Origin of the sequence: Maribacter confluentis, from assembly GCF_030505015.1 — a bacterium.
Lineage (GTDB): Bacteria > Bacteroidota > Bacteroidia > Flavobacteriales > Flavobacteriaceae > Maribacter > Maribacter sedimenticola.
The window spans coordinates 3,676,545-3,701,263 of record NZ_JAUKUC010000001.1; the positions used below are offsets into that span (position 1 = coordinate 3,676,545).

At 38.4% G+C, this 24,719-nt stretch carries 19 protein-coding genes and 1 other RNA gene; 4 read left to right on the forward strand and 16 right to left on the reverse strand.

Going from position 1 to position 24,719, the window contains the following annotated elements:
* Positions 1–4: 4 nt before the first annotated feature.
* On the reverse strand, positions 5–1,696 hold the full coding sequence (locus Q2T41_RS16180) for a M23 family metallopeptidase (RefSeq protein WP_304436923.1): 1,692 nt from the start codon (positions 1,694–1,696) through the stop codon (positions 5–7).
* A 195-nt stretch (positions 1,697–1,891) separates the two neighbouring features.
* Here Q2T41_RS16180 and Q2T41_RS16185 point away from each other — a divergent pair, with 195 nt between their 5' ends.
* The 4 genes from Q2T41_RS16185 to rny all read left to right on the forward strand — a co-directional run bounded on the left by Q2T41_RS16185 (position 1,892) and on the right by rny (position 4,273).
* Positions 1,892–2,182, forward strand: a complete 291-nt coding sequence (locus tag Q2T41_RS16185; RefSeq protein WP_089261872.1) for a coiled-coil domain-containing protein — start codon at positions 1,892–1,894, stop codon at positions 2,180–2,182.
* Positions 2,183–2,194: 12 nt separating this feature from the next.
* Positions 2,195–2,488, forward strand: coding sequence for a cell division protein ZapA (locus Q2T41_RS16190; RefSeq protein WP_304436924.1), 294 nt, complete (start codon positions 2,195–2,197; stop codon positions 2,486–2,488).
* Between the two features lie 58 nt (positions 2,489–2,546).
* Positions 2,547–2,656: non-coding RNA, 6S RNA (ssrS, locus tag Q2T41_RS16195), on the forward strand.
* A gap of 48 nt (positions 2,657–2,704) precedes the next feature.
* Positions 2,705–4,273: a ribonuclease Y gene (gene rny / locus Q2T41_RS16200; protein WP_089261868.1), complete on the forward strand. Its 1,569-nt coding sequence runs from the start codon at positions 2,705–2,707 to the stop codon at positions 4,271–4,273.
* A 53-nt stretch (positions 4,274–4,326) separates the two neighbouring features.
* Here the strand turns inward: rny and Q2T41_RS16205 are convergent, their stop codons facing one another.
* The 15 genes from Q2T41_RS16205 to Q2T41_RS16275 all read right to left on the reverse strand — a co-directional run bounded on the left by Q2T41_RS16205 (position 4,327) and on the right by Q2T41_RS16275 (position 24,698).
* Entirely contained in the window at positions 4,327–4,653 is a 327-nt protein-coding gene (locus Q2T41_RS16205) for a hypothetical protein (protein ID WP_304436925.1), read from the reverse strand.
* Positions 4,654–4,718: 65 nt separating this feature from the next.
* Positions 4,719–6,725 carry a DUF349 domain-containing protein gene (locus Q2T41_RS16210; RefSeq protein ID WP_304436926.1) on the reverse strand — a complete coding sequence of 669 codons (2,007 nt, stop codon included), beginning with the start codon at positions 6,723–6,725 and terminating at the stop codon, positions 4,719–4,721.
* Between the two features lie 147 nt (positions 6,726–6,872).
* On the reverse strand, positions 6,873–7,622 hold the full coding sequence (locus Q2T41_RS16215) for a shikimate dehydrogenase family protein (protein WP_304436927.1): 750 nt from the start codon (positions 7,620–7,622) through the stop codon (positions 6,873–6,875).
* Complete coding sequence (locus tag Q2T41_RS16220) at positions 7,600–8,613, reverse strand: DUF368 domain-containing protein (RefSeq protein ID WP_304436928.1); 1,014 nt, start codon at positions 8,611–8,613, stop codon at positions 7,600–7,602. Before Q2T41_RS16220 ends, Q2T41_RS16215 begins: the two co-directional genes overlap by 23 nt.
* Positions 8,614–8,626: 13 nt before the next feature.
* Complete coding sequence (locus tag Q2T41_RS16225) at positions 8,627–9,541, reverse strand: DUF368 domain-containing protein (RefSeq protein ID WP_304436929.1); 915 nt, start codon at positions 9,539–9,541, stop codon at positions 8,627–8,629.
* Positions 9,542–9,558: 17 nt separating this feature from the next.
* Complete coding sequence (locus Q2T41_RS16230) at positions 9,559–10,962, reverse strand: tetratricopeptide repeat protein (protein ID WP_304436930.1); 1,404 nt, start codon at positions 10,960–10,962, stop codon at positions 9,559–9,561.
* A gap of 103 nt (positions 10,963–11,065) precedes the next feature.
* On the reverse strand, positions 11,066–12,241 hold the full coding sequence (locus tag Q2T41_RS16235) for an aspartate aminotransferase family protein (RefSeq protein WP_304436931.1): 1,176 nt from the start codon (positions 12,239–12,241) through the stop codon (positions 11,066–11,068).
* A gap of 9 nt (positions 12,242–12,250) precedes the next feature.
* On the reverse strand, positions 12,251–13,951 hold the full coding sequence (locus tag Q2T41_RS16240) for an OstA-like protein (protein WP_379921069.1): 1,701 nt from the start codon (positions 13,949–13,951) through the stop codon (positions 12,251–12,253).
* Positions 13,952–14,023: 72 nt separating this feature from the next.
* On the reverse strand, positions 14,024–15,019 hold the full coding sequence (locus Q2T41_RS16245) for a ThuA domain-containing protein (protein ID WP_304436932.1): 996 nt from the start codon (positions 15,017–15,019) through the stop codon (positions 14,024–14,026).
* 21 nt (positions 15,020–15,040) lie between these two features.
* Positions 15,041–18,205: a PVC-type heme-binding CxxCH protein gene (locus Q2T41_RS16250; RefSeq protein ID WP_304436933.1), complete on the reverse strand. Its 3,165-nt coding sequence runs from the start codon at positions 18,203–18,205 to the stop codon at positions 15,041–15,043.
* Between the two features lie 90 nt (positions 18,206–18,295).
* Entirely contained in the window at positions 18,296–19,738 is a 1,443-nt protein-coding gene (locus Q2T41_RS16255; RefSeq protein ID WP_304436934.1) for a Gfo/Idh/MocA family protein, read from the reverse strand.
* Between the two features lie 10 nt (positions 19,739–19,748).
* A complete protein-coding gene (locus tag Q2T41_RS16260; RefSeq protein ID WP_304436935.1) occupies positions 19,749–20,546 on the reverse strand; it encodes a 3-keto-disaccharide hydrolase in 798 nt (265 codons plus the stop codon).
* 135 nt (positions 20,547–20,681) lie between these two features.
* On the reverse strand, positions 20,682–21,953 hold the full coding sequence (locus Q2T41_RS16265) for an adenylosuccinate synthase (RefSeq protein WP_304436936.1): 1,272 nt from the start codon (positions 21,951–21,953) through the stop codon (positions 20,682–20,684).
* A gap of 28 nt (positions 21,954–21,981) precedes the next feature.
* On the reverse strand, positions 21,982–22,443 hold the full coding sequence (locus Q2T41_RS16270) for a Fur family transcriptional regulator (protein ID WP_089261842.1): 462 nt from the start codon (positions 22,441–22,443) through the stop codon (positions 21,982–21,984).
* A 50-nt stretch (positions 22,444–22,493) separates the two neighbouring features.
* Entirely contained in the window at positions 22,494–24,698 is a 2,205-nt protein-coding gene (locus Q2T41_RS16275; RefSeq protein ID WP_144805446.1) for a RelA/SpoT family protein, read from the reverse strand.
* Positions 24,699–24,719: the final 21 nt, after the last annotated feature.

The window sequence follows — 24,719 nt, forward strand, 5'->3', positions numbered from 1 at the left end:
ATATCTATTTTCTATAAAAAGAGGTGGTAAGCGTACTTACATTGCCTACATTATCTGTAACGGTCACTTTAAGAACACATTGCGTTTGGTCGGCAATCTTATCATCAAAATTATACGTCAATGTATTGCGTTTAGGTTCATATTCCATCAATATCCATTCACCGTTCAAAGTTGCCGTATATGAATCAATTCCACTTAAATCGTCCGCAATGCTTACACTAAGGTATTTGTAGTTATTGAGCCATTGCTTTTCCTTAAAATTTTTTGTTCTAATGGTTGGCGGTGTAGTGTCTTGTGCAATGGTATAGGTTCCCAAATTTCTGGTACGTGCGGTAAACAGATCGCCGCGTTTGTATGTGTTGGTAAAATTTGGCTGTAATTTATCGTTCAATCTTGCAATGAACAACTGTTTGTGCGTTTCCTTGGGATATTTTGATGCGTCAAAAGTAATAGTGAAATTCCTATGGGCCGGTACAGTATTGCTATGTATGGTAACCGTATCGGCACCTTTTTTTAAGTCGATATAAAAATCTTCATAAAATGTATTTGCCGGAAAATAGACTTTTGCGCCCCCCAAGTCATAGTTATTTGGCTTTTTGGCTACCAAAAAATTATCGGTCACTTTATCATTGTTTGTGCTAGGGCTTTGATTTTCCTTCCCTTCAATAGGAATGGCAAGTTTAACCGTGTTACCGGCATAATCCTTAATGATTAGATTAGCGGTATAGCTAAGCCCTTTATTTACTTTGACCTTACCTTCGTTATAAAGCTCCTTGTAAATGCTTAAATTGTTACCGGGAGATTTAAAACTTTTCTGTATGCGCTGCCTATGCCTACCATAATAATCATAGTCTATCAATGTATTGATGTATCTGGTTTCGCCAAATGAGAACGACTCAAAATCATATAGCGAATAAATTTTTCCGTTGACGTTGAATTCTACGGAATAAACCCCGTTTTTATTTGCAGCCATATCCAATCTATCATACCCAATGAATCCAAAACCTATTTCTCCAAGGGCATCGACCTTATCTGCCAAATAGGTGCCATCATCCTGTCTACTAAAATTAATCTGTGTCCTTTCTTGGTTATGATTAATGTGCGCGTTGCCGCTTAACGGATATGCAAATAGTTTTTCCAAAATAGGATTTGTTGCATCAGCTACATGCATTCCATAAAGAAACGGGTTCGTTGGCTTTTCTGATATACTACTTCTAATTTCAAAGTGTAGGTGTGGACCAGCAGAGCCACCCGTGTTTCCGCTATATGCAATTAATTCTCCTTTGGTAACCTTTATTTCCCCATAATCAGGAAAAACTTCAACCTCAAATGATTTTTTTTCATATTGGAGTTTTTTAATATAGGCTTCTATGGTAGGTGAAAACTTCTGTAGGTGGCCATATACCGAGGTGTAGCCGTTTGGGTGGGCAATGTACAGCACTTTGCCATATCCCCATAAGGAAACCTTAATACGGGTAACGGTTCCGTCTCCTATGGCGTTGACCGGAATTCCTTCCCGCTGCTGTGTCTTGATGTCCAGACCCGCATGAAAATGATTGGAACGTAGCTCACCGAACGTCCCGGCCAAAATTATAGGTATGTCCATTGGAGGGCCAAAAACATCCTTAGGATATTGTTCTTGACCTAGTAATGTTAGACAAAAAAGAAAGAATAGGACGCAGGGTGAATTTTTCATATGGTAGATTGCAATAGTGCGAAAATAATTAAACAACCACAATTCTATGAAGTTGCCCGTGCTAAAATTTTTATAAAGACAGCTTGGCTATATAATTGTTAATTTAATTACAGTTCATTTTGGAATATTTCACAAAACTATTGCTAAGTCATCTAATCTATGTTAACTTTGTGTAAATCGCATTGATTTTGATGTATGGGCGAATTGATTAAAATCGTTGATTCCTTAGAAGATAAAATTAGCAAATTGTTGCATAAGCTGGAAGTGCTGAACAAGGCTAATTTAGAGTTGGAAAAGGAATTGAAGAATATAAAATCTTCACAGGAGAATGCAAGTAAAACGGTATCTGAATGGGAAGAGAAGTACAATTCTCTTAAACTGGCAAATTCAATGCTTGGCAGTAATACAAACAAAACAGAAGCTAAGCTTAAAATAAATACATTGATACGGGAGTTGGACCATTGTATAGCCCAACTTTCAGAATAATGTCTATAAAATATGTCAGAAAAGCTCAAAATAAAACTTTCTATTGCAGATAGGGTATATCCGTTGACGATCGATCCTGCGCAAGAGGAAGGTTTAAGAAAGGCCGCTAAAAATATTGAACAGCTGGCCAAAAAATTTGAGCAGAATTATGCAGTTAGAGATAAGCAAGATGTATTGGCCATGTGTGCCCTGCAATTTGCATCTAAAATTGAGCAAAACGGCATTGAGCAAACGGAAGGAACCAAAGAGGCCGAACAACGTTTAAAAGCGTTGAACGATTTGGTGAACTCTAAATTGGCTTTGTAAAAAAACGTTCTTTAAAATACATTAAGTTACTGCCCACATTGGTAATACCTTTTGACAAACTCAACATTTATTTTTTTAAAAAGGGTGAGTTTAGATTGTAAAAGCAGGCCCTACTCGTATAGGGATCCTTGATCAGTCTGTTAGCCCTAAACCTGTTTACCGGAGTTTGATCAAAACTTCTCCAATGTGGGCTTTTTTTTATTAATTAATTAGACTATGGATAGTACAATGATAATTATTGCCGCAATAGTAGGGCTGGCAATCGGTTTTGCAATAGCAAAATTTTTGGAAAAAGGGAAAGCCTCTAAAACCATAATAAATGCAAAGAAAGATGCTGAGCGCATTATAAAGGAAGCAAATAAGGAAGGGGAAAGCATTAAGAAGGAAAAAATATTACAGGCCAAAGAAAAGTTTTTAGAACTAAAGGCCGAACATGAAAAAGTAATTTACGGGAAGGACAAAAAAATAAGCGAGGCGGAAAAGCGTACGCGAGATAAGGAATCTCAAGTGAGTAGCGAGCTTGCCAAAAACAAACAAATGAACTCCCAGTTAGACGGAAAACTAAAGGAAGTAGAGCAGAAAAGGGCCTTGTTTGAAAAAAGACACGAAGAACTGGACAAGATGCACAAAAGCCAAGTTCAGCAACTAGAGGTCATATCTGGACTTTCTGCAGATGAAGCTAAAAATCAATTGGTGGAAAGCCTTAAGGAGACTGCCAAGTCAGACGCTATGGCCTTTATACAATCTACGGTAGAAGAATCCAAACTTACCGCCCAACAAGAAGCCCGTAAGATCATTATCAATACCATTCAACGAATTGGTACGGAAGAAGCTGTAGAGAACTGTGTTTCTGTATTCAATATTGAATCTGATGACGTTAAGGGTAGAATTATTGGTAGGGAAGGTAGGAACATTAGGGCATTGGAGGCGGCTACTGGTGTGGAAATCATTGTTGATGACACTCCTGAAGCTATCATCCTTTCCTGTTTTGATTCTGTACGTAGAGAAGTGGCAAGATTGTCGTTACATAAATTAGTGACAGACGGTAGAATACACCCGGCTAGAATTGAAGAAATCGTTAAGAAGACCGAGAAACAAATAGAGGCGGAAATTGTTGAAATTGGTAAGCGTACGGTCATTGATTTAGGTATTCATGGATTGCACCCTGAACTTATACGTGCCGTGGGTAGAATGAAATATCGTTCTTCATATGGCCAAAATTTGTTGCAGCACTCTAGGGAAGTTGCCAAATTGTGTGGTGTTATGGCATCTGAACTTGGTCTTAACCCTAAAATTGCCAAACGAGCAGGTCTATTGCATGATATTGGTAAAGTGCCCAATACTGAAAATGAAGTGGAGACTCCACATGCTATCCTTGGTATGCAATGGGCGGAGAAATTTGGAGAAAAAGCTGAGGTCTGTAATGCCATTGGAGCCCACCATGATGAAATAGAAATGAAGACTCTTATAGCTCCAATAGTACAGGTCTGTGATGCCATAAGCGGGGCTAGACCAGGTGCTAGAAGACAGGTGTTGGATTCGTATATTCAACGTTTAAAAGACTTGGAAGAAATTGCATTTGGTTTTAGCGGGGTGCAGAAAGCCTATGCTATACAGGCCGGTAGAGAATTAAGGGTTATTGTTGAGAGCGAAAAAGTAAATGATGAAAGGGCAGCACAATTGTCCTTTGAGATTTCACAAAAAATTCAAACGGATATGACATATCCTGGTCAGGTAAAAGTTACCGTTATCAGGGAGACTAGGGCGGTGAATGTAGCCAAGTAATAATAAATCATATAATGATAAAAAAGCCTCTTATTGATAGAGGCTTTTTTATGTCAATGATTATTTAAGCTATTTAACCATAATCTAAGCTTGTTCAGTTCTGTTGAGGTAAGCTTATTCTTTTTGCCTTTTGGCATTCTTTTCTTTACAAATACTTGCTGTTCTATAGCCAAGGAATAAAGATTAATATTATCACGGGTAAACACCATACCTCTTTGTTTAGTAATATGACAGCCATTACATTGGTCCATAAGAATGATATAGGCATTCTCTTGGGTATTTTCTTGGGGAAATGAATAGGGAACTATGTTATTTGTTGTTAGGGGTCTATTAAATACACCTATAACGAACATAATTGTCAAAAGTATAAGATGCTTCATGATAATGTTGACCTTAATACTATCGATTAATACTATTCAGAATTGCGGTCAACTACATTTGTTTTTTATTCTTCCTCACCGGCAACACCTTCGCTTTCATTTACATCCTTGGTCAAATTATTTTTTAGAATATTCAATTTTTTCAATTTCGCTTTCCAAGCAGCTAGCGATTCTTTATGCTGATTGACTCGTTTTATCACATCCTGTACCAACGGATTGCTTTCAGATGCATTCGAGAAAAATTCAAGATTGTTTTCCAACTGCCTTATTTCGCTCTTGCTCTCATCTATTTTTTTCCTAATAAAAGCGCGTTCGTTTTGAATTGCCTGTTCTTGGTTATCCGTTGTTTTGAGTTGTTGAATTTTATTACCATATTTCAACAGTTCAGACTCTTGCTTGCTAACTCCACATTTATGGAACAAGGCATCAATTATTTTGTCGAATTTTTGGTTAATGTTCTTTTTCTTGAACGGAACTTTACCAATTTTTTTCCATTCTTCTGTAAATTCCTTAATAGCTGCAAGGTCCTTTTCTTTTTCGCCGCTCAATTTAAAATCCTTTAGACGCTCAATACAGGCATCTTTTTTCTTGTAATTTTCTTCTTCTTCCTTAAATGCATCATTCTTAAGTGCATTTAATCTGTCAAAATAATGGTTACAGGCATTTTTAAAATCCTTCCAAATTTTATCGGAATATTTACGCGGAACATGGCCTATCTTTTTCCATTGGCTTTGTATACGCTTCATTTCTGAGGTGGTTACATCCCAATCCTCACTATCTTTTAATGATATAGCTAAATCAAGGAGCTCCCTTTTCTTTTGCAGGTTTTCCTGTTGTTCTTTTTTTAAGTTTTTGTAAAAGGCATTTTTGTTTTGGTTGAATTCACGTACTGCGCTTTTAAACGCATTCCATGTTTTGGAATTCACCTTTTGGGGAACTTGGCCGGCCTTAAAGAATGTCTCCCTTAATTCCTCAATCTTTTTTATTTGTTGCTGCAAAGTACCATGATTGGAAGAAACAGAAGATGCTATTTCCTTTATTTCTTCTATGATGGCATTCTTGCGCTCTAAATTTTCTTCCTTGATTTGATCAAGGTTCTTAAAATAGTCCTGTCTTCTTTCATGAATAGTTTTGGTAGCCGCGCTAAATCGGCCCCAGATTTCCTCCCGATGCTCTTTGCCAACCGGTCCCAAATCTTCTTTCCAGATTTTATGTAATACTTGTAATTCCCTAAAGGCCCTATTTAAATCTGGTTCTTTGGCAAGTTCTTCAGCTCTTGTGACTATTTTGCTTTTCTCTTCCAGATTGTGCTTAAAATCAAGATCCCTTAATTCCCGGTTGATATTTAAGAAATCATAAAAAATTTCAATGTGGTGGTGATACGTTTTCCAAACATTGTTGTAATTGGCCTTAGGTATAGGACCCGCGTGCCTCCATTTGGCCTGTATATCCTTAAAGTTGTTGTAGGTTGTGTTAATATCCTCCTCAACATTTACCAAAGCTTTTAACTGTTCTATTAAATCTAACCGATAGGCGAGATTTTCTTTATGGCTTTTTTCTAAGCTTTTGTAATACTGATTTCTTTTCTCCCTATATTCTGCATACACTTCGTTGAATTGTCTTTTGTCAACGGAGTTGTACCTAAAGTCAATTTCATTTCCACCATTGGCTATGAATTCTTCCTTTTTTTCTTCTATAAATTCATCGAACTTTTGGTTGAATTCATCTTTAATGGAATCTACATGTTTACGTATGGCCTGTACCTTTTCATTTTTAACTAAGCGTTGCAGTTCCCCAACCAGGTTTTCCATGTTCATTTCATGATAATCCGGCATAGGTATTTCATGTCTTTTAACAGTATCTTCATCTTCCGCGTCCTCTGCATTGGACTCATCTATTTCATCTATGGCATCAGGTTCTTTTGCGACTGAATCTAAAGATTCTTCCGTTTTTTGCTCTTCTGTAATTTCCTCCTGTACATCTTGACCTTCCGCAACGTTACTTGAAGTATCCGTAGTAGAATTTTCTTCTGTTGATGATTCTGGTAATTGGTGTTCTTTATCCTCGGACATATTCCTTAATTATATGTTTACAAGATAGTGACTACCCCTAGAATTGCAAAGTATTAGCGTCTATTTTTAGTATTGGCCTACGGTGCATTGGCATGCTTTAAAATTGCGTTTTTTTATGCATTTTAGACTATAGAGTTTTTTTCTTTATTAAATATTGTTCCAAATAGACCATGCTTTCTCCGCTTGTAACTCCAACATTCTTAACCCGTTGCAAGTACGTGCTCCATTTAATTTACCCGTTTGCAAAAATGCCGTAACCTCCGGGTTATAAATAAGGTCGAACAATAAATGTTTTTGGCCTATAGAAGTATAGGGTAAGGCAGGTTTTTCCTCTATATTAGGAAAGGTACCTACAGGAGAACAATTAATGATCAAGGTATGTTTTTCGATAGTATCACCGGTTAACTCATTATATCTAAAACCATTTTTTTTGCCTGACCTTGATACAAATCTATAATCAATTCCCAATTCATCAAGTACAAAAGCTATTGCTTTTGAAGCGCCTCCGGTACCCAATATCAATGCACTGTTGTGGTGAGGTTGTATGTAGGGCAATATGGCGTTTTTAAAACCATAGGCATCCGTATTAAAGCCTGTAAGGCCATTCTCATCAATTTTTATGGTGTTCACCGCTCCAATTTGTTGAGCCGCATGATCAATATGGTCCAAGTAAGGAATGACCTCTTCTTTATAGGGAATGGTCACATTGAGTCCGCTAATTGTATTGTTGTTTGAAAATATTGAAGGAAACACTTCTATGGAATTCAAGTCAAAATTTTCGTAACTATAATTTTCAAGACCTAAATCTTGGAATTTTTTTTTGAAATATCCCCGGGAGAAAGAGTACGAAATATTCTTTCCTACCAAGCCAAATTTATGTTGTTCTGTTTTTTCCATACCAATCTAAAAGTAACAAAATGCTAATACCAATAACGATAAATAATATAGCGGTCCAATTTTCTAAAATGCCCATGTCCGGTAGAAAACGTTCATAATTCATGATTATCCTTTTTCCATTGGAATCCAGTAATACACCGCCATCTTCACCAATTTTATAAATTGTTTTTTTCCAAGGCCATACAACGCCCAAAGAACCAGTAATAAAACCTAATATGGTGGCAGTTGTAATATGTTTATAATGTTTTAGGACAAAACTTAATACATGTGATAATGTTACCAAGCCTGTTGCGGAGCCAAATGTAAACACCGCTAATATTTTTAAGGTATGCAATCGTTCACTATTAGAAGTGAAGCTAAAATCACCAACAATTATTTCTGAAAAAGTATCATACAGGGCATTTACGGAATCTACTAAAAGCAGCACATAATTGCCCAAGAGAATTAAAATAAAAGAACCCGAAAGTCCTGGTAAGGTCATGCCGGATACACTGATCATACCACATAGAAATATGAATATTAAATTGTCGTTTTCCTTTGCCGGACTCAAAAAACTAATGGCAACACCAATACCTAATCCTATGAGTGCAGCGGTAAAGGTCTTCTTTTTCCAATAATCAAAATCCTTACCTATATAATAGATAGAACCTAATATCATACCAAAAAAAGTGGACCAGACCAGTAATTCTTTTTTGACCAAAAAATAATCCAGTAGTTTGGATATGCTGAAATAACTTATGAGCATACCAAAGATCAACAGGGTTAAAAAGGGTCCGTTTATATATCTATAAAAGCTTTTAAATCTTCCGCTGATCAATAATTTGAACGCCTTTGCATTGATTTTTTGAAGCGAGTATATAAATTCCTCGTAAAACCCTCCTACAAAAGCAACGATGCCCCCAGATACGCCGGGTACTTTGTTGGCTGTACCCATGCATAATCCTTTTATGACCAAGAAAATTTTATCGGTTAAGGATCTGGGATGGTTCATGTAGTTTTATTGCTTACTTCTTGGAAGCTGATTTTTCCAATATAAAAATAAGGGAAAAACCAATGACAGCAACTACAATTGCAAAGGTTAAATGATTATCACCAGTAAAAGAAAATGGCGATATGTTTTCATCTATAATAATCTCCTTTTTGCCAATCTGTATAACCTCGGTAATATTTTTCCAAGGCCATATTTTGTTCAAAGAGCCTAAAATAAAACCTGTTAATACCGCTAATGTCGCATCTTTATAATTGGTAAACATCCATTTTAAGATTCTTGCAAAACTCAAAATACCAAAAATTACCCCTGCGGCGAAAGTCGTTACTATGGCGAGGTCCTTATCGTTTACCGCTTCTAGCACAGTTTTGTACGAGCCGAGCAATACTAAAATAAAGGACCCGGATATACCTGGTAAGACCATTGCACAAATGGCTATGGCGCCGGATAGAAATATAAATGGTAGGCTACTCGTACTTGTTGATGGTGGTAGCGTAGTAATATAGAAGGCGGATACGGTTCCTAAAATGAACAGCGCTATAGCCAGTATACCCCATTTTTTAATTGATTTCGCAACAAATAGTACACTTGCCAGAACCAACCCGAAGAAAAATGCCCAAGTAGGTATGGGGTGGGTAACCAGAAGCCAGGAAATTACTTTTGAAAGTGAGAGTATACTAATAAGCATTCCCAAACAAAGAGCTACTAAAAAATTTCCGTTCAATTTGTCCCAAAAGGTGGCAAACCCTTTTTCCCTAAACAATTTTAATGTCGTTAAATTAACGTTGTTGATCGAGGTTATAAATTCTTCATATATTCCCGTAACAAAAGCTATGGTTCCTCCCGATACCCCGGGGACCAGTTCCGCAATGCCCATGGCCATGCCTTTAAGGCTAATAAATATGTAATCTAATGGTTTTCTATTTTCCATGAAATGTAGAACCCGTTCTAAGAGGCTTTATTGTATTTGTTTACAATTTTCTGGGTCCAATCAGAATTGCCAAATTCAGGAAATTTTTCTTTGAACAGATGAAGCTTTTTTTGATTTTTGTCAATCTTTAGCGCATCCATCAAAGTTATTCTGGCATTGATCAAATCATTGGCCATACATTGAAATCCTACAGATTTATATAAAAGCTTAAGATTGTCAGGATAAAATTCCCTTCCTTGTGCCAGAATTTCTATTGCGGCATGGGTTTCCCCATTTATATGCACCACGTCTGCCCATTTCAACCACGTATCCAATTCATAATTACCTAAATCCACGGTTTGCTTAAAGGCAAAATCTGCTTGGTCATAATTTTTGAGCGCTGTATGAATCTGTGCACACTTTTTCCAGTATAGTGGGTTTTCCCCATCTATGTTAAGTGCTTTATTGATGTAAAAAACTGCCTTTTCAAAGTCTTTAATATTGTAATAAAGATTGGTAATGGCCAACCATCCTTTATCCAATAACGGATCTTCATGTACCGTTTGGTAAAAGTAATATTTGGCCATTTCAATATCTTTAAGCTTTTCATAGCATTTTCCTATTCTTAAGAATGCATGTGAGGTGGGATCTTCAATAGATATTGTGGTCTCATAATTTTCTATGGCCTCTTTATGTCTACCTAATTTCTCCAACACCTTTCCTTTTTCAAAATATGCACCTATAAAACTGTCATCTGATATAATGGCAAACTCAAAGGCGGTCAATGCCTCTGCGTACATTTCTATATACGAATATTGCTTACCTAGTTGGTGCCAAGCTACTTCGCAATACGGATTACTTTCCAAATAGTCGTTTAAGTATATGATGGCCCCATCGTAATCTTCCAAAAACTCAAAACAGTAAATTACATTGTAGAGCGATGAATAATCCTGTTCATCATATTCAACACATTTCATAAAGCTTTTCTTAGCTTCTTTAAAATCGTCCATGAACAGATACTCCATACCAAGTAAGCTATAAATGTCAAAACTATTGGTGCTGAAGGCTAGGGCTTGGCGCAATAGTTCAACCGCAGCTTCATGATTGTCCTGCTTGGAGAAAATATTTGCACGTTGTATATAGATCTCTTCGTTTTGGTGGTCTAGCAGTTGCAGTTCATCCAATAATGCTTCCGCTTTTTCTATTTGATTTTCAAACACCAATACTTCAACCTGAAGCAATTTTAATTCAATTGATGCAGGATGCTGTTGTAACCCTATCTTAATGCCTTTTTTGGCCAAGGAAATTTTCCCGTGGTTTAGATAATGGTGAACAATATCTTCAAAATCCTCCGCATCAAAGAAATAGACATCGTCTGTCTTGAGCATCGATTCAAATTTTGTAATTGGTTTGTCCGGTTTCTCGTTAGATTCTAACGCCATAGGAACTTTTTGGGATTTCTAGATAATTAAAAGTAAGTGTTTGAAGCGTGTTAGGGTAGGTGATAGTGGCTATATTATTAACAAATTAGTTAACAACCTTGAATTACAGCCTATCCAAAATACCTAAAACTATAGCACATCCTTCTATAATTTCCTCTACGGAAATGGTTAAGGGAGGGGTAATCCTTACTGCTTTATCTTCAAATAATAGCCAGAACAATATTAAATTTTTCTCTTTAGCTTTAAGCACGACGGAGTTGGCCGTATCTGCAGTATCCATTATCAAAGCGAGCATTAATCCTCTTCCGCGTATCTCTTTTATCCTTGGATGGACCAAGTGCTTTCTGAATACTTGTTCTTTGGTCAAAGTATCTTTTATTAAAGTGGTCTGCAGTAGCTCGTTTAAGGTGGCCAAACTGGCCGATGCTACCACCGGATGTCCTCCAAATGTGGTAATATGTCCCATTTTAGGCCGTTCACTTAACGTACCCATTATTTTAGGACTGGACACGAAGGCCCCAACGGGCATACCCGATGCCATTCCCTTACCAATGACCAATATATCCGGTACACAATTGTAATGTTCAAAGGCAAATAGTTTACCGGTCCGTCCAAATCCAGGCTGTATCTCATCCAGTATCAATAACGCACCGGTTTCATCACAACGTTTTCTTACCTTTTCCAAATACCGGTTTTGGGGTTCAATAAATCCGGCACCTCCTTGTATGGTCTCCAAAATTACACACGCCGTCTTGGTGGTAATTTTATTTAATTCCTTTTCATTATTGAAGGTTATGTGATACACGTCTGGGAGCAATGGCCTAAACACACTTTTGCGTTCCTCAAAATCCATTAAACTTAAGCTTCCCATCGTATTGCCATGATACGCGTTCCTTGCGGATATTATCTGTGATCTCCCCGTATACCTCCTTGCCAATTTTAAAGCTCCCTCAATTGCTTCCGTTCCTGAATTTACCAGATAAGTAACCTCCAAGGGCTGGGGCAATTGTGCGGCCAACAACTTTACATACTCCGTTGCGGGCGATTGTGCATATTCACCATAAACCATTACATGCATGTATTTTGCAGCTTGTTTCTGTACGGCCTCTACCACGTTAGGATTACTGTGCCCCAAGGTACAGGCAGAAACCCCTGCAACAAAATCTAAATGTGCGTTACCGGCAGTATCATAAATATAGCTACCACTGGCATGTGAAATTTCCATCCCTAAAGGGTAGGGTGAGGTTTGTGCCTGATATTTTAAAAAGTCCTTGGTCATGGGAACTATTTAATTCACCTTCTTTTTAGTTGCATTTGCTTTTGGGTCTACGGCATTGTCCGTTTTGATCTTATTTACGGGGTCAGACTCATTTTGACTGCGCTGCTGTTCTTCTGCATCTATGTCAATAGGATTGTCTATTCCTTGAATGACCACCAGTTCCAAATTATTGTCGTCCTCGTCAAAAATATCCTCCTTGGTCAAAATACGCTCATCTCCGCGCCACACAAATCCTTTTAATATCCTGCTATTTTCGGGCAGGTCCTTTTCGGGAAATATATCACCATCTGGATCCGTAAAAAAAGTAAGGTTTTCTATATCGTTCTCTTCCATGGTTATCCTGATCTTGCTACATACCGTTTTATCTATCCCAATAAGTTCATCGTCATCATTATACATGTAGTAGACCACCTCCGTATTTTGTACCAGGTCAATTAATTTTAATTCGTTTTCTATGAACTTGCCAAATAGGTTAATGCCCTTTGCCTGGTTATAACCAGTCATGCTAACACTATCCAAAGAAATTATAAAGGCATTTCTTAATACTTTTAAGGAATCTAGTTTTTCAGTTTTTAGATTGGATTTTAAATGGATGCTGTCTCCTGTCATTTGATTGGCACCGTTCCATATAACCGGATTTTTGATCAATTGGGTGATACCTGTCTTTTGCTCCGAGTGTATGCTATCGCACTTACCGCTCAAATCTGTCTTATAGAATTTGGCATTTCTAAATGCCCTGAGCAAGCGTTCTTCAGGTTTGCCGGTAACCATCAAAGTGTCTCCATGTACATAGAGCGAGTCTTGTTGCTGTACTGAAATAGATACCGCTCTTCTGGTGGCAAATACAGAGTCTTTTGCTTTATGTACCTCTGCATAATGTGCCCTTATGATACCCTTGTTAATGGTATCCGTTACGGTAATATTATTGGTAGCAGATGCAAATTCATTGGCTTTGTTAAAATAAACGCTATCCCCTTCAATTATTCTATTATTATAATCTATACGTGTGTTTTTAATACCATAACCGCTTTCTATTTTAGTATCGTAAAATCCACGTTCACAGTAAATTTTATAGGCTTCCCCTACAATTGTAGAGGGGCCGTACATGTATGCATTTTTAGAGGTAGTGTAATAATCCAACTGTTCGGAATCTAAGGTGTATTCTGGATTTTGAACATGTACGCTATCCAAAAATTGATACTTTTTCAATTCCATGAAGTATTTGCCAATCTTACTGGTCAACGTATTTGCCGAATCAATTACAGTACCATTGTCACGATAAAAGGCCTCTTGTTTTTCCCTGTCAAATCTCAGGGTGTCCGTTTTTAAGGTCATGGAGGCATTTTTTAAAATGACGTTTCCCCATGCTTTTGCCAATTTATCGTCCCCTAGGTAATTGATTTTTTTACTGGTCATTTGAACCGAGTCCCCTTGTTTCAGAATTACATTGCCAATGGCTTCCAAGCGGTTCTCAAGTTGGTAATAAATGGCTACATCGCACCAAAGGTCTGCACCTTGATGTTCAAATTGTACCTGTCGTTCATCTTTGCTGAATATTGAAGCTCCGGGATAGTCTACTTCGTTCTTTGTGAAATTGGCCCCATGAACAATATTAATTTGTTTGGCTTCTTCTTGATCCGCACTATTTTGGGCTAGACCATGATTTGCAAATGCCAAAAGTAATAGGGCGAATAAACCGATAGTTTTCAATCTACTTTTTTTTTCAAAAATAGAACAATTTCCAAGAGCGGATAATACTATTAGTATACATTTAGGAAACGCTTAGGGTATTAGCTCTGGTTTCCTGTTCTTTTTAAACTTTTGTCCAAATCCTGAGTTGTTGGGCATATAGGCTTCGTCCAACACAACGTTTGCACCATCTTCTGGAATAAGATTTTCCTTTCCCAAGGCCCAAAAAATACCGTTCAAAGCAATTTTTCTAGCTTCGGGAATTTTAAAGTCAAAAGGATGGCCAAGAGTTGTGAAGAAAACTCTGGCCTTGATTCCAGAAGAGCCCGTATAACTTTTGGTCCATGCAACGGGGTTATCCAAAGGATACTTGTTCAACTTGCCATCAATTTCATGCTGTGATTTTGTGGAGTGCCCCATAAGAATTGGCTTGCTGTCTCCTTGAAGTTTCCAACCGCCGCCATCAACATGGTATAACCAGGAATATGCCTTAAAATCATTGAAACCCCTTAATATAGGATGTGTTTCCTGTCCTTCCTTGACCGTTACATTGGTTACTTGAAACTTGCCATCATCAAAATGGCCATGGTGTGTTATCCATTGTTGGCCAAATACCTTGGCGGGCCATTCCCCGTTAAATACTGTTAGGGAAGAATCTTTCTTATACATAAACGCATGGGTAGCCGTTCTAAATCCCATTATAGGTTTTCCAGATTCTACATAATCAGTAATATAGGTGCGCTCTTCTTTAGGCAGGTTCCTGAATCTTGTAAATATGACCATTAAATCCGCATTTTTCAATGCTTCCAAACCTGCAATATGATCGGTTCTGTTAGGGTCTATAAAACCAAGGCTGTCCAGCGCATATAAAACAGTGACTTTGGCACCTAGCTCACGCTTTGCCAATTTGGCCAGCATTGGCATGGATTCTTCAGAACGGTATTCTTCGTCGCCGGTTACAAAAACAATATGGGGAGGTGGCGCAGTCCCGTCGTCCAATTTTTGTTTCTCTTTCTTGTTCTCTCCACAGGCCAATATGGAGGCAATGGCGACCATTGTAAAAACTATTTTATCAAATATGTGTTTCATAGGTGGTAATTGGTCTATTTTTTATTGCATGGGATGTTCTTTCAATAATTCTTCTGGGGTATAAAAAGCTTCTCGGGTCTTAGTTGCTTCCCTAATTTTTTGTACTTGTTCCTTATTTATGACCGAAGCTTTATTGCCAAATGAATTTCTTACATAGGTCAGTACCGCTGCAATTTCCTCATCGGTCAATAATCCCTTGAACGCCATCATGGGTACTTGCCCGTCATAATGGTTGCCCATAATATCCATTGGTCCATAAAGTCCATGCAGGACAAGTTTAATTAGTCTGTCCTGGTCGCCTAAAACCCATTGTTGGCCAACTAAGGTGGGGTATCCGGCTTTTTGGAGTCCACTGCCGCTTTCTTGATGACAGGTTATGCAATACCCTTCTGTCTCATAAATTTTTTTCCCTTTAATGAATATTTTTAAATCTTCATCCTTTAGGTGTGATGCCAAAATTTTTTCATCTGCTTTCTCCAAAAAGTTTCCGGTCAACCTTGTTTCCGCAAAATTGAAAGAATCCAACATCCACTCGTCCAACGGGTGTTGTCTTGCTATATCAAGTATTTCTATACCTTCTGCTTGTGGCAACCATGATGCCGCGGTAATTGCTTCAAGTCTCACCCTGCCATGAACATCGGAGGCTGCCTGCATCAATATTTCCTGTGAATTTTCCACTTGGTGTCCCATATACCTAACTACCCTGACCACTGCTGCGCGTACCCTATGATCTTTTGATTTGAATAGTTCCAATAGCAGTTCGGCATCTACCTTGTTCATTCCCCATGAAACCCATAACGCCTCTAATCTGTTATGGTCATAATTTGGGTCATCTTCATCTAGGTTTATGACCCACTCTTTGGCAGTTTTAAGGACTTCTTCTGTATTTCTTCCCCTTAGTTCCCTACGGGTACGGTAACGGGTCCTATATTCCGGTAATTTTAAATTTTCAAATAGTTGTGCCAATGATGCACCATTTACCATTGCCGGTTGTACCAATGGTCTAGATGGGTAGGTTATCCTGTATATTCTGCCATGAACATGGTCGCGCAAAGGGTCGCGAGCGTTGTGCTGCATATGGCCTATAAGCACATTGTGCCAATCTACGACATATAATGATCCGTCTGGGGCAAACTCCATTTCCACGGGTCTAAAGTTGGGATCCGTACTTGTAATCAAGTCTTGACGATGTTTGGTTTTGTACCCCGTACCGTCCTCCATCATCTCATGTTGTTTCAGTCCTAAAAATCCTATGGAGTTTGCCAACAGCATATCACCTTGGACATCATCCGGAAAATGTCTGCTTGAAATAAACTCCATACCTGATGTGGGCCTAACCCTATGCTCCTTTTCTATCAATTCTTCTGTCAAGGGCGAAAAGACGCCATATATTGGTTTTAGGGAACTTGGCATCATCCAATTAACTTTTGGGCCCGAAGTATGCAAAAAGAAATCTTGCCCCCATTCATCAAAAGCAATGCCCCAAGGGTTGGGTATGGCTACCTGTAATGTACGTTCCAGTTTTTTACGTTGCGGATTGTATCTGTAAAAACCACCATTGGTGGCGCGTACGGGCCCGTAGGATGTTTCTACATTGGTGTGAAGAAAAATACCTTCAGACATATAGAATGCGCCAGAGGGGTCTGCGCAAAATGCAGAAATGGCATGGTGGGTATCATGATCGTCAAAACCGCTTAAAACAATTTCTATTTTATCTGCTTTATCATCACCATCGGTGTCCGTAAATAACTTGAGGTTGGTGCCTTGACTAACGTATACGCCTTCCGGTGCAAATTCAAAGCCGATCGGCAAATGTAACTGGTCCGCAAATACCGTTTGTTTATCTGCTTTGCCATCCTTATCGGTATCCTCCAGAATTATTATTTTATCATTTGGTTTAAGGTCTCCTGGTTTGTAGTGGGGATAAGAGGGGAGGGTAGCTACCCATAACCTACCTTCGTTATCAAAAGAAATCTGTGCTGGGTTTGCCAAATCTGGAAACTCTTTTTCCGAAGCAAACAGTTCAACTTTGTATCCTTCAGGTACTGTAAGTGTTTCAAGAGCATCCTCACCATACTTGTAATGCACGATATCCTCTTTGTTTCCTAAATTATAATTGGTTTCTACCGGTGGTAGTTTACTTGTTCGTGCATCTGCAGCCTCAATGTCAAAAGATTTATTTTGTACAGAGGACCATATCAAAGTATCCCTTACCGAAGTCAATTCCCTTGTTTTTTGTATTTCAAACGGATAATTGTCCGGACCATATGGGGCATGACGTCTTCCAAAAACGTGAACACCATTGGGAATCTTGAAGTCATTATGCCAATAAAAATTTTTCTCGTTTACTGCTTTATTGACTGCTAACCTATAGTCTTCATTGGTAATCTTTTTGTTTCCAGTGAGTTCATTGGCCAAAAAACAGGCAAACACTTCGTAACCGAATTTATTTAATTGTGATCCATCTATGGTGTAATCTTCTTTTTTTTCCTTAAACCATTTTTTGGACTCCTTAAATACATTGATAAAAGCTACATTCTTCAATGCACAAATTTCTTCCATGGCCTGGGAATATAAATCCAAGTTTTTGTTTTCCTGAATTCCATTGGGTACATCCATATGATCGGAGAGGTCTTCAAAAGCTATAGGGGAAACAATCACCAATTCTGGAGGGGTGGAGCCATTATATGTTTGTTTAAGGGAATGTTCGATAAAAGCATTTAGTTCTGCCTTAAAATTTTCTAAACCTTGGTCCCCCTCAAAAGATTCGTTGAATCCAAAAAAACCTATTACAATATCTGCCTTTAAACGAGCCAGCCATTCATCAGGCGTTTCAAACACGCCTTCGCTTCCAGAATTTTGGGCCAGTTCATTTTGAAATTTATCGGCTCCTGGAAAAGCCCACGGATATACTCTGCCTGAATGGGGCCTAAAGCCCGGGCTATTGCCACCATCGCACATATTTCTTATTAATAAGGAATCCTTAGGATGACGTAAGTGCATTTCTGTTTCAAAACTACCGTAATTCAACATTCGAGAGCCTAAATTATTGCCAATTAAAACGATGGAGGAATGTGGTTCAATTGAAATTAAAGGGTCGTTTTTTTTGGTACAACCTATGGCGAAAAGTAAACAGGAAATGCTAATGGTAAGTTTGAAAAGTTGATCGTATGGTTTGCTTTTCATGGTTTGTTAATTGGTTGAACTAAATTGTTCTTTAAATATAGATATAAAAAAACCACTCGAAAGTGGTTTTTGTAATTTTGAAACTGTTCATTAAAAATTTCTATAATCTCCTTCTAAAAAAGCATTTGCCTCTTCTTCGGCAAATTTTGCCTTTTCACTGTCCCAATGTAATACTTGGTTGGGGAACCTACCCGCAATGACACCTAATAAAATTGTTTCCGTTAAACGTGATGCGTAGGAGAAAGGAGCCGTAGTTTCTCCCGTGCCCAAACAAGCATCAACGAATTGGTGATAATGTTTAGGTCCTTCAGTATCGTAATTACGAATGGGTTTGCCCATATTATTGGCTTTTTCTACTGCTTCTATCTCTGCAGAAATATCCACAAATTTTCCATCCACTATCTTTTTGGGGAGCTGCATGAAATGAGGAAGCAGCAATCTGCCTTTGTCACCTATGAACATAGCTCCTTGATCCGGCAACGTTCCTTCACCGGCGGTTTTGGTTTCCAAAGACATTTTGTCCTCTAAGGTATCATCTCCGCTATCACTATTTTTTGAGACATGTTCAGCGCCTGGCAATAATAAATCTTCATGATCTTCTGGGGCTCCCGGCCCATCATACCAAACCCATGTTAGCGTTTCTGCAGTAAACTTTGTCTGTGGAAACTCATAGGTTACCTTATTTTTTTGAGGGTAGCCAAATCCGTTTGGTTCCCTGCATTCATTCTTTATGGTCCTTGGTACTTGAAGATTCAGGGCATTGTAAGGTGTATCAAAAATATGAACGCCCATATCTCCTAAAGTACCACATCCATAGTCTACCAATTTTCTCCAGTTTCCTGGATGGTAAAAACCTTCTTTATATGGCCTTTGGGCTGAGGTACCCAGCCATAGGTTCCAGTCCAAAGTCTCTGGTACTGGGTCCTCCCCGGTTGGTTCATCGCCATCATACCCCCAATCTTTGGGTGACCATGCTCGTACGGTATGTACTTTTCCGATTATGCCGGACTGAATTAAAAGTGTAGCTAATTTATAATCATAAAATGAGTGTACCTGAATTCCCATTTGGGTTACTAGGCCTTTTTCCGCTGCCAACTTATTCATTGCCCGCGCTTCGGATACGTAATGGGTCAATGGTTTTTGGCAGTAGACCGGTTTGTCCATTTCCATAGCCATCATAGATGCGGGTGCATGGGTGTGATCAGGAGTGGACACTATCACCGCATCTATTTCGTCGCCCATTTCCTTTAACATGATCCTATAGTCAGAATACGTTTTTGCATTGGGGTGCAGCTCCTTAGCAGCAGCCAAGTTGTTGGCATCTACATCGCACAAAGCGGTAACATCTACTTTTTGGTGCGATGATATTGCTTTTAGGTCTTCCGCACCCATATTGCCAACACCTATATGTGCGGTGCGCAAACGTTTTGGTTTGGCCTTTGAGGCTTCATTTTTGCACGACCAAAGTCCTGATGGCAATAATACAAAGGTGGACAATGCAGCTGCATTTTTGATAAAATCTCTTTTGTTCATTGGTAGTTGGTTATAATTTTTTGATTTTAATGTTCCGGAACCAAATTGGACTTGAATGATCCTGTAGTCCTATGAAACCGGTCTTGTATTTTCCGTAATCTTCACTATTTTTCCATTTGTCGGAATGTTTTTTCTCGTACCAAGCATCGTCCCATGGAACAAAAGATACTACTTTTTTGCCGTTCAGCCAGTGTTCTACCTGATTGGGCGTAAAGATTATTTTGGTAGTGTTCCATGTTCCTACTGGGTTAAGGATTTTACCATTTGGATCTGCTGCATGCATGGCATAATCCGACCCTGTTTGTTGTAGAGGTTTCAGCTCCTCTGGTTTGTCCGTATAGCCCAAACTTAGATTGTACGCTGTTAGGTCATGTATGCTTGCATAATTTTCATCATCGATCAATTGGTATTCCGGAGCTACTTCCGGCGGCGAATCATACCCTTCCTTTAAATGGTAAAATATGCCGCTATTTCCTCCTTTTGGAAGTTTCCATTCAAGATAAAGTTCAAAATTATCAAACTCTTCCGCTCCATATATGATATCTGTACCTCCCGTATAATCCTGTTCCTTTCCAAGCTCGATGTCAAAGGTCAATTCTCCGTTCTTAACGATCCACCCCGGTGGCAATTCATCACCATTATAGGCCCGCCAACCTTTTGTAGTCTTACCGTCAAACAAGGGTATCCATTCTTCTTGCGTTTGTTGTACCGTAATTTCTTCTTGACCTTCAGGTTTGTTCTTTTCTGTTTTACAGGATGTGATAAGTAAAATTACAGATAAGATAGTTGGGTACGTTAATTTTTTCATATGTCGCTATTATTTTAACATCGTAGTTGGTAAAAAGCACATTACGGAATGTACAAAAAAAAAGAATGGCGATAAAGGTATTTCCCTATATCGCCATTCTTAAAAGTTGAACAACCTCTATGGGTCGCTGAAAGTTTATCTATGGATCGTCTGTGTCCTATCTGGACCAACGGAGACTATTTTAATGGGTACCTCCAATTCTTTTTCCAAGAACAAAATATAGTCCATTAAATTTTTTGGTAATTGATCCGCAGCGGTCATTTTTGTCAAATCCTCTTTCCAACCATTAACTTCTGTATAAACGGGAGTAACGTTTTCCGCTTCAATATTATATGGAAAATGGTCTATTTGCTCTCCTTTGTAATTGTAGGCGGTACACACTTTAAGTTTATCAAAACCACTAAGCACATCGCCCTTCATCATCATGAGTTCCGTTACGCCATTAATGCGTACCGCATATTTTAGGGCTACTAAGTCTAACCATCCACATCTTCTGGGTCTTCCTGTGGTGGCTCCAAATTCATTTCCTACCCGACCCATGGTCTCACCGTCCTCATCAAACAATTCCGTAGGGAAAGGGCCGCTACCAACCCTAGTAGTATATGCCTTGAAGATTCCTTTTACCTCTCCAATTTGGTTTGGAGCTACGCCCAATCCTGTACATGCTCCGGCAGCCGTTGTATTGGATGAGGTTACAAATGGGTAGGTGCCAAAATCAATATCCAATAAGGATCCCTGTGCACCTTCTGCTAAAATTTTCTTGCCTTGTTTTTGAGCTTGGTACAAATATTCCTCACTATCAATAAAGGTCAAATCCTTTAGCGCTGCTACTGCCTTAAAGAAATCTGCTTCTAATTCTGCTAGGTCATATTGTATATCCACGTCATAGAAGCTAATCATGGCTTCATGTTTATTGGCCAGGTTTCTGTATTTTTCTTTCCAATCATTTAATTCCAAATCACCTACGCGCATACCATTTCTCCCGGTCTTGTCCATATACGTTGGCCCAATACCTTTAAGAGTAGAACCGATTTTTGCCTTACCTTTTGAAGCTTCCGATGCGGCATCCAATAAACGGTGTGTAGGTAGTATTAAATGTGCTTTTCTAGAAATTAGCAACTTGGCATTGATGTCAAGATTGAATTTCTTTAGCGCATCCAATTCCTTTTTAAATATAACAGGGTCAATAACAACCCCGTTTCCTACCACGTTTACTGCATTTTTATGAAAAATTCCAGAGGGTATGGTGTGTAACACGTGCTTTATACCATCAAATTCAAGCGTGTGGCCTGCATTTGGTCCACCTTGAAAACGAGCAATGATATCATAATTTGCGGTTAATACATCTACGATTTTTCCTTTTCCTTCGTCACCCCATTGTAGGCCCAACAATAAATCTACTGCCATTTAATTTTTATATACTAGGTTAGTTATTTTATTTTTTGCCTACCTCTTTGGTGGGCGTATTCTTTGTTCCGTAAAAATATAAGGAGTGTGTGTTGATGGTTATATCAAAAACCTCCTCAATGGTTTTTTTTATAGATTGAATTCTTGGGTCGCAAAATTCCATAACCTCACCGGTATCGGTAAGTATGACATGGTCATGCTGACGGTCAAAATATGATTTTTCATACTGTGCCTGGTTTTTTCCAAATTGGTGTTTGCGTACCAACTTGCAATCTAAGAGAAGTTCAATGGTATTGTATAAAGTAGCCCGGCTAACACGATAGTTCTTGTTCTTCATGTTGATATACAGCGATTCTATATCAAAATGTTCGTCACTTTCATATATTTCCTGAAGTATAGCGTAGCGTTCTGGGGTTTTTCTATGTCCTTTGTCCTCTAAAAAGGTTGTGAAGACATTTTTTACAATTTCTTGATTTTTATCCGAAGACATATTTACTGCATTAATATACAAATGTACAGTTAAATTTTAATTTCCTTTTTCTAAATTCGGGTTACTTTGTCAATACCGTGTATCTCCTTAAGATTATCGGTCAGTTTTTTAAGGATTGACTTGTTCTTGACCACTACGGTAATCTTGCCTTTGAAGGTGCCCCCGTCCGTACTAAAATTAAGGTTTCGCATATTAACATGCATGATATCCGAAATGACTTCCGTAATGTCATTGATAAGGCCTAGGTTATCTATTCCCGTTAATTCAATATCTGCCTGATATTCTTGTTGAGAGGAATCTATCCATTTTGCGGTAATGATCCTATAGGCGTAATTAGACTGAAGCGATATAGCGTTGGGACAGTTCTTTTTGTGTACTTTAATACCTTCGGAAACACTGACAAAACCAAAAACACTATCACCTGGTATAGGATTACAGCACTGGGATAATTTGTATTCCAGTTTTTCCTCTTCCTTGCCAAAAACCAGCATATCATATTTAGACGTAATTTCATCTTTATTGATATCTTCAGGAGCTGGTGTACGTCGCATTCTGTTTTTAAAGAAACTGATAAATGCATTGTTGTAAGAAGATGCAAAATCCTTTAACATGGTGTTGTCTATAGAACCAATACCCACCCTGTAAAATAAATCTAGACTGGTCTTTAATTTGAAATAGGTCACCATTTTGTTGATGGAGTCCTCGTTCAAATTAATTTTTTGGGACTTTAATTTTCTTCTTAATATTTCTTTTCCTTCTTCTGCAACGGATTTTTTCTCTTCCCTTAATACAGATTTTATTTTTGCCCTGGCCCTGGCCGTTGTGGCATAGTCCAACCAGTTTTGGTTGGGCCTGGCCTGTTCTGAAGTTATAATTTCTACTTGGTCGCCACTTTGTAGCGTGGTGTTCAGAGGAACCAATTTTCCGTTAACTTTTGCACCCCTTGTACGCATACCTACCTCGGTATGTATGTTAAAGGAAAAATCTAACGGTGTAGCACCTTTTGGTAAGGATTTTAAATCCCCTTTAGGGGTAAATACAAAAATTTCCTTGGAGTAGAGGTTGAGTTTAAATTCCTCCACAAAATCCACTGCATTTGTATTTGCATTTTCCAAAGCTTCCTGAAGTTTGTTCAACCAGACTTCAATACCTTGTTCTTTTTGGTTGCCATGCTTATATTTAAAATGGGCCGCATATCCTTTTTCTGCAATTTCATGCATGCGCTCACTTCTTATCTGTACTTCAACCCATTTACCCTGAGGTCCCATTACCGTTATATGCAGAGCTTCGTAACCTGTGGACTTTGGAGAGGAAATCCAATCACGAAGACGTACGGGATTAGGTGTAAAGTGGTCCGTAACAATGGAATATATTTTCCAGGCCAAGAATTTTTCATTCTGCGCATCTGACTCATAGATGATTCTTATGGCGAACTTATCATAGATTTCTTCATATGTGACATTTTGCGCCAGCATCTTTCTTCTCATTGAAAAGATAGATTTCATTCTACCTTTTATAATGTAGTTTAAGCCTTCTTTTTTTAATGAGTTGTCTATTGTAGCGGAAAATGCATCTATATACGCCTGTTGTTCCTCCTTGCTTTCCTCAATTTTATCCTTTATGGAATTATATACTTCTGGCTCTGTGTACTTAAGGCTCAGGTCCTCCAGTTCAGTCTTTATATTATAAAGGCCGATCCTGTGGGCCAACGGGGCGTATATGTATAAGGTTTCAGACGCTATTTTAACCTGTTTATGCTCCGGCATGGAGTCCATGGTAAGCATATTATGGTAACGGTCGGCTATCTTAATGATAATAACACGAACATCATCATTTAAGGTCAGCAGCATTTTTCTAAAATTCTCCGCTTGTTGAGAGATGTTCATCTCCTTTTTTAAATGGGCAATTTTAGTAAGCCCATCAACAATACGTGCTACGGTCTCACCGAACATACGGTCTAGGTCGTCCAAAGTATATTCTGTATCCTCAACTACATCGTGTAAAAGGGCAGAGGCAATGGATACGGCATCTAGACCTATCTCGGATGCTACGATCTTAGCAACTGCTATTGGGTGGAAGATATAAGCTTCACCAGATTTTCTTCTTTGGTTTTTGTGCGCGTCAACAGCTACCTCAAAAGCACTTCGTATTAAAGTTTTGTCCTCATCTGTTAAGGTTTGGTAACTAATACGTAAAAGTTCCTTATACTCTTGAGCTATAAGCTTGTTTTCCTTTTCTATCGCTGCCTGTGTCATACTAGATTAAAAATAAGATAA

Coding starts and splice junctions, on each gene's coding strand:
- Q2T41_RS16180 (WP_304436923.1), bottom strand. CDS start 1,696: ATGAAAAATTCACCCTGCGTCCTATTCTTTCTTTTTTGTCTAACATTA.
- Q2T41_RS16185 (WP_089261872.1), top strand. CDS start 1,892: ATGGGCGAATTGATTAAAATCGTTGATTCCTTAGAAGATAAAATTAGC.
- Q2T41_RS16190 (WP_304436924.1), top strand. CDS start 2,195: ATGTCAGAAAAGCTCAAAATAAAACTTTCTATTGCAGATAGGGTATAT.
- rny (WP_089261868.1), top strand. CDS start 2,705: ATGGATAGTACAATGATAATTATTGCCGCAATAGTAGGGCTGGCAATC.
- Q2T41_RS16205 (WP_304436925.1), bottom strand. CDS start 4,653: ATGAAGCATCTTATACTTTTGACAATTATGTTCGTTATAGGTGTATTT.
- Q2T41_RS16210 (WP_304436926.1), bottom strand. CDS start 6,725: ATGTCCGAGGATAAAGAACACCAATTACCAGAATCATCAACAGAAGAA.
- Q2T41_RS16215 (WP_304436927.1), bottom strand. CDS start 7,622: ATGGAAAAAACAGAACAACATAAATTTGGCTTGGTAGGAAAGAATATT.
- Q2T41_RS16220 (WP_304436928.1), bottom strand. CDS start 8,613: ATGAACCATCCCAGATCCTTAACCGATAAAATTTTCTTGGTCATAAAA.
- Q2T41_RS16225 (WP_304436929.1), bottom strand. CDS start 9,541: ATGGAAAATAGAAAACCATTAGATTACATATTTATTAGCCTTAAAGGC.
- Q2T41_RS16230 (WP_304436930.1), bottom strand. CDS start 10,962: ATGGCGTTAGAATCTAACGAGAAACCGGACAAACCAATTACAAAATTT.
- Q2T41_RS16235 (WP_304436931.1), bottom strand. CDS start 12,241: ATGACCAAGGACTTTTTAAAATATCAGGCACAAACCTCACCCTACCCT.
- Q2T41_RS16245 (WP_304436932.1), bottom strand. CDS start 15,019: ATGAAACACATATTTGATAAAATAGTTTTTACAATGGTCGCCATTGCC.
- Q2T41_RS16250 (WP_304436933.1), bottom strand. CDS start 18,205: ATGAAAAGCAAACCATACGATCAACTTTTCAAACTTACCATTAGCATT.
- Q2T41_RS16255 (WP_304436934.1), bottom strand. CDS start 19,738: ATGAACAAAAGAGATTTTATCAAAAATGCAGCTGCATTGTCCACCTTT.
- Q2T41_RS16260 (WP_304436935.1), bottom strand. CDS start 20,546: ATGAAAAAATTAACGTACCCAACTATCTTATCTGTAATTTTACTTATC.
- Q2T41_RS16265 (WP_304436936.1), bottom strand. CDS start 21,953: ATGGCAGTAGATTTATTGTTGGGCCTACAATGGGGTGACGAAGGAAAA.
- Q2T41_RS16270 (WP_089261842.1), bottom strand. CDS start 22,443: ATGTCTTCGGATAAAAATCAAGAAATTGTAAAAAATGTCTTCACAACC.
- Q2T41_RS16275 (WP_144805446.1), bottom strand. CDS start 24,698: ATGACACAGGCAGCGATAGAAAAGGAAAACAAGCTTATAGCTCAAGAG.